Source organism: Mesorhizobium sp. M7A.F.Ca.CA.004.04.2.1 (genome assembly GCF_004022825.1).
Taxonomy (GTDB): Bacteria; Pseudomonadota; Alphaproteobacteria; order Rhizobiales; family Rhizobiaceae; genus Mesorhizobium.
The window spans coordinates 1-4,957 of record NZ_RZPH01000412.1 but is presented as its reverse complement, the minus strand read 5'-3'; the positions used below and the strand labels follow the sequence as shown (position 1 = coordinate 4,957).

The 4,957-nt window shown below is 62.5% G+C and carries 4 protein-coding genes; all 4 read left to right on the top strand.

Annotation, left to right across the window (positions count from 1 at the left end):
- Window positions 1-2,244 (top strand): mechanosensitive ion channel family protein (locus tag EN893_RS18725; RefSeq protein ID WP_164900952.1); only part of this gene is annotated, 2,244 nt, incomplete at its 5' end.
- A 156-nt stretch (window positions 2,245-2,400) separates the two neighbouring features.
- Complete coding sequence (locus EN893_RS18720) at window positions 2,401-2,664, top strand: hypothetical protein (protein ID WP_164748978.1); 264 nt, start codon at window positions 2,401-2,403, stop codon at window positions 2,662-2,664.
- 207 nt (window positions 2,665-2,871) lie between these two features.
- The gene (locus EN893_RS18715; RefSeq protein WP_127271096.1) at window positions 2,872-4,305 is read left to right on the top strand and encodes a UbiA family prenyltransferase; all 1,434 of its coding nucleotides are present in this window, start codon (window positions 2,872-2,874) and stop codon (window positions 4,303-4,305) included.
- Window positions 4,306-4,307: 2 nt separating this feature from the next.
- Window positions 4,308-4,957, top strand: a 650-nt coding sequence (locus tag EN893_RS18710) for an FAD-binding oxidoreductase (protein WP_164900951.1), incomplete at its 3' end; no start/stop codon positions are given.

The window sequence follows — 4,957 nt, the reverse complement described above, 5'->3', positions numbered from 1 at the left end:
TCGCTGAACAGCGCACTGGCTTTCCGCACGCGTCTTGGCGAGATCAACAGCCGGCTTGAACAGATCGGGCCAGCGCCCGCCGCCGGCCAGCCGCCGGAGCCCGACATCGTCAGCGGCGAGCGCCAGGCGCTGGTGTCGGAAAAGGCGGAGATAAACGCCGTCATCTCGCAGGCCCAGTCCTTGTCGATCCGCATCAGCGGGCTGATCGACAAGATCGGCAATATGCGCAGCGAGTTGTTCCGCAACCTTTTGACCAAACGCTACGTGCTGTCGGATGCGCTGAGCCCGCAGGTTTTCTCCGACGCCAAGGACGAATACACCAATCTGTACAAGGCGGTGTCTTCCTGGCTGAGCTTCGCTTTCAAGTTCAAGTTCCAGGCGATCCTCGCAGCGACCTTCGTGGCGCTCGGGCTGGCGCTGGTGCTGCTGGTCGGCGGCAGGCGGCTGTTCGGGAGGGTGTTCGAAGCCGATCCCTCCAATGAGGACCCGTCCTATCTCAGCCGCTTATCGGTGGCTTTCTGGTCAACCTTGCTGCCAACGCTGGCGGTTGCCGCCTTTCTGGGATCGACGATTTTCTTCTTCAATTATTACAATGTGTTGCGTGGTGATATTGGCCTGTTCCTCAATGCATTGGCGACCGCCATCGGCGTGGTGTTCTGCGTCAACCGGCTGACCAATGCGGCGCTGGAGCCGCGGCTGCCGAACTGGCGCCTTATCCCGGTCGAAACGGGGCCGGCGCGCTGGCTGGTGCGCCTGACCACCGCCATGGCCGTGGTCATCAGCGTCAACACCTTCCTGTCGGTGATCAACGACAAAATGGGCTCGCCGCTGTCATTGACCATTGCCCGCAGTTTCGGCGCAACCATCATCGTCGGCGTCATCCTGATCCTGATGGCGATGCTGAGGCCATTCAAGGCGCGTGATGGAAGTTGGCGGCCGTGGCCGGCATGGCTGCGCTATACGGCGCTTGCACTCGGTCTTTTCACCATCGTCGCGGCGCTGCTTGGTTACATCGGCCTCGCTCTGTTCGTTTCGCTGCAGGTCGTCGTTACCGGCACCGCGCTGATCACCGCCTATATCGGTTTCCTGTCGGCACAGGCGATCGGCGAGGAGGGTGCTTTCGCCAACACCACCGTCGGGCGCTGGCTGTCGGCCAAATCCAGCTACGAGGATACGGCCCTCGACCAGCTCGGCCTTGTCGTCAGCGTTGCCATCAATGTGATGATCGTGCTGGTGTTCCTGCCGCTGATCCTGCTGATGTGGGGTTTCCAGCTGGGCGATATCCAGGCTTGGGCCTACAAGCTCGCAACCGGGATCAACATCGGGTCGGTGACCATTTCGGTGACCGGCATCCTCTCCGGCATCGTCGTCTTCATCATAGGCTATTTCCTGACGCGCTGGTTCCAGGGCTGGCTCGACGGTTCGGTGATGGCGCGTGGCAAGGTCGATACCGGCGTGCGCAACTCGATCAGGCTGGCGGTCGGCTATGCCGGCGTCGCGCTCGCGGCACTGGTCGGCATCTCGGCGGCGGGCATAGACCTGTCCAGCCTGGCGCTGGTCGCCGGCGCTCTTTCCCTCGGTATCGGCTTTGGCCTGCAGAACGTGGTGTCCAATTTCGTTTCCGGCCTGATCCTGTTGGCCGAGCGGCCATTCAAGGTGGGCGACTGGATCGTTGCCGGCGATGTCAGCGGCACAGTCAAGAAGATCAGCGTGCGCGCCACCGAGATCGAGACCTTCCAGCGGCAATCGGTGATCCTGCCCAATTCAAACCTGATCAACAACGCCGTCGGCAACTGGACTCACCGCAACAAGCTCGGCCGCATCGACATCAAGGTCGGCGTCGCTTACGGCAGCGACGTCAAGCAGGTTCATGCCGTCCTGCTGGAGATCGCCCGCAGCCACCCGATGGTGCTGAAGAACCCCGAACCCTTCGTGCTGTTTTCCAATTTCGGCCCTGCCGCCCTGGAATTCGAGATCCGCGTGTTCCTGGCCGATGTGATGAATGGCAACATCGCGCAGAACGACATCCGTTTTGCCGTCCTCGAAAAATTCAGCAGCGAACACATCGAGATGCCCTCGACGCCGCGCGCCGTGGTCGAGGCCCATAAGCCCAAGGCGTGGCCGACAGACGACGACAAGATCGAGGCCGACTTCGCCGAACAGGAGCAGATAAAGGCCGAAGCCGAGGCGGAGAAGAAGCGGCTGGTCAAGTCCCGCAAAACCAAGAAGCCAGATCCGGACTAAGCTGGGACTCCGTCGACCTTGATCCTGCCGGAACCGATTGCGGCATGAATGCGGCATTCAGTTGCGGTTCAGCTTCCATCTCCTATAAGCTCCCATGCAAAGGCGAAATTGCCTTGCGAAATGCAACAGAGGCGGTGGGAACACCGATATTGCACCATGTGGAAGTCTCTCGTCGCTGCCGTCGCCCTGGTCGCCGCCATCGGCTCGGTCCATGCCGCAAGCGCGGTCAACAAGGACGCCGAGACCCGCACGCTGGTCGTGACCGAGGGCGGCAGCAAGACCGACCTCGCGCTGGCTGGTGGCGAAACGGTTGAGTTCTGCCCGAATGGCTGTTTCGTCACCTTGCCGAACGGCGACCTCGAAGCTCTGACCGGTTCGGAAACCATCGAAATCTCGGGCGGCGTCGCCCGAATCAAGTAATTCCGGTTGGCATATCTTGAGAGGCCGGGCGTTTGCTCGGCCTTTTATCGTTTCCGGTAGCAGTCGCTTAACAATGACGCCGGAAATACCGTCACGGCAGCCGTCTGCAACCGGGCGTTTTAACGTTCGCTACGCCATCGCCCGCTATACCAGCCTCAAGACGCCGGAAAGCGGCGCGCAACTCTACGCGGGCAGGGCAGGACGGACATGGATGCGCGGTCGGACAGGAACGCAATACCGCTTGCGGTCGATCTCGACGGCACGCTGATCGCGACCGACCTGTTGTGGGAAGGGCTGTTCATCCTTCTCAAGATGAACCCGCTCTATATCTTCCTGGTACCGTTCTGGATCGCCGGCGGGCCGGCGCGGCTGAAGCAGGCAATCGCGCAGCGCATCGACATCGATCCGGCATCGCTGCCCTATCGCGAGGTGCTGCTTTGCCGCCTCCGGACCGAACACGCCGAGGGCCGCAAGATCGTGCTGGCGACCGGTACGCCGCGCAAGTTCGCCGACGCCATCGCGGCCCATCTCGGCATTTTCGACCAGGTGCTGGCCACCGATGGTCTCGCCAATCTCACCTCGGGCAGGAAGCGCGCTTCGCTGATCGCAGCCTATGGCGATGGCGGTTTCGACTATGCCGGCAACAGCCGTCACGATCTCCAGGTCTTCGATGCAGCGCGCAACGCGATCGTCGTCGCGCCCGACCGCCATGCCGCGCGCTGGCAGGCAGCGCATGGCGCCGAGACGATGCCGGCGCCGAAGCCGACTTTGCGGACCATCGTCAAGATGCTGCGTGTCCATCAGTGGCTGAAGAATTCGCTGATCGCAGTGCCGATGGTGCTCTCGCATGAATATTTCAACACCGACATGATCTGGCAATGCCTGCTGGCATTCGTCTCGTTCAGTTCGGTGGCATCGGCCATCTATATCCTCAACGATTTCTTCGACCTCGCGCTCGATCGCAAACACCTCACCAAGCGCAACAGGCCGTTCGCCAGCGGTGCGCTGTCGATCCCGTTCGGACTTGGCGCAATCGCGGTGCTTCTGGCGATCGGCATCGGCACCGGGCTGTTCCTGTCGCCCGAATTCATGGCTGTGCTCGGCGGCTATATGGTCGTCACGACGGCCTATTCGCTGTCGTTCAAGCGCATGCTGCTGGTCGATGTGCTGACACTCGCCGGCCTCTACACGATCCGCGTCCTGGCCGGTGCGGCGGCGACCGGCGTCGACGTCTCGTTCTGGCTGCTGGCCTTCTCTATCTTCTTCTTCCTGTCGCTGGCGCTGGTGAAGCGCTTCGTCGAACTGCGCACCACCGCCATTCCGCCTGGCGAGCGCATTGCCGGCCGCGGCTATCGCACCGAAGACCAGGAGATCGTCGCCCAGGCCGGCATGGCCTCGGCCTTCTCCTCGGCGCTGGTGCTGGCGCTCTACATGGACAGTGTCGCGGTGCGCGAGCTTTATCCGCATCCGTGGCTGATCTGGCCGCTGGCACCGATCGTGCTTTATCTCACCATGCGCGTCTGGATCCTGGCGCGCCGCAACGAGATGCATGACGATCCGGTCGTCTTCATCATCCGCGACTGGCGCAGCCAGATCGTTGTGCTGATCGGTGCAGTGATGCTGGTCATCGGGGGCTGGTAGGCATGGCCACTGAGCGGTTCCCGAGCTTTGGCCTTGCTACGCCGCCGGCGCCGCGCGCCATCGGTGCCGACGAGGCTATCTCGCTGCTGAAGGGCGGTCAGGCCAAGCCAGCGTCACTGCTTGCCTATGGCAATGGCCGCTCCTACGGCGATTCCTGCCAGAACGCGGCCGGCGCGGTCGTCGACATGCGCTCGCTGAACCGGATTCGTGCCTTCAACGCCGAAACCGGTGTTCTCGAGGCGGATGCCGGCGTGCTGTTGTCCGACATCATCGCCCACGCTGCCCCACACGGCTTCTTCCCGGCGGTTGTGCCCGGCACCCAATTCGTCACGCTGGGTGGCGCCATCGCAAACGACGTGCATGGCAAGAACCATCATCGGCGCGGGACATTCGGCTGCCATGTCGAGAGCTTCACGCTGCTCAGGTCCGACGGAAAGACCCACCGCTGCTCGGCATCGGACAATGCGCGGCTGTTTGCGGCAACGATCGGCGGCATGGGGCTGACCGGCCTCATCCTGTCGGCCTCGATCCGGCTGATGCGGGTGCATTCGCTCGACATCGTCGAAAAGGCGACCCCGTTTCGCGATCTCTGCGAATTCTTCGGCCTGGCCGAGGCGGCCGATCAGGCCAATGAATATGCGGTCGCCTGGAT